Below are 526 nucleotides of genomic sequence, written 5' to 3'. Positions count from 1 at the left end.
AGCAGCATTCCAGTCCACTACGTTAAAGTAGGCCGCAATGTATTCGGGGCGACGGTTCTGGTACTTTAGATAATAGGCATGTTCCCATACGTCGAGGCCAATAATTGGGAAGCCCTTTACGTCAGCAATATCCATCAGTGGGTTATCCTGATTAGGGGTTGACGTGACGGCTAATTCGCCTTCTGGCGTCACAATAAGCCATGCCCAGCCTGAACCGAAGCGGGTCGTAGCGGCTTTCGTAAATTCTTCTTTGAACGCGTCAAGTGACCCGAATTTCGTTGTGATTGCTTCGGCTAGTTCGCCGGTAGGATGACCGCCACCACTGCCGGAGATCGTGTTCCAGAATAGCGTGTGGTTATAATGACCGCCCCCGTTGTTGCGAACGGCTACGGGAGCCTGACTAACGTTTTGGAGCAATTCTTCAATTGATTTATTTTCCAGCTCTGTTCCCGCAATGGCGTTGTTCAGATTTGTAACGTAGGCATTGTGGTGCTTATCATGGTGAATTTCCATGGTCTGCTTATCG

1 protein-coding gene is annotated in these 526 nt (G+C 49.6%); it reads right to left on the bottom strand.

Annotation, left to right across the window (positions count from 1 at the left end):
* Positions 1–526 (bottom strand): superoxide dismutase (locus ACYVD4_RS32080; RefSeq protein WP_460952553.1); only part of this gene is annotated, 526 nt, incomplete at both ends.

This window comes from Spirosoma daeguense (assembly GCF_054776875.1).
The sequence above is the reverse complement of the archived record's forward strand: the minus strand, read 5'-3'. Positions and strand labels throughout refer to the sequence as shown.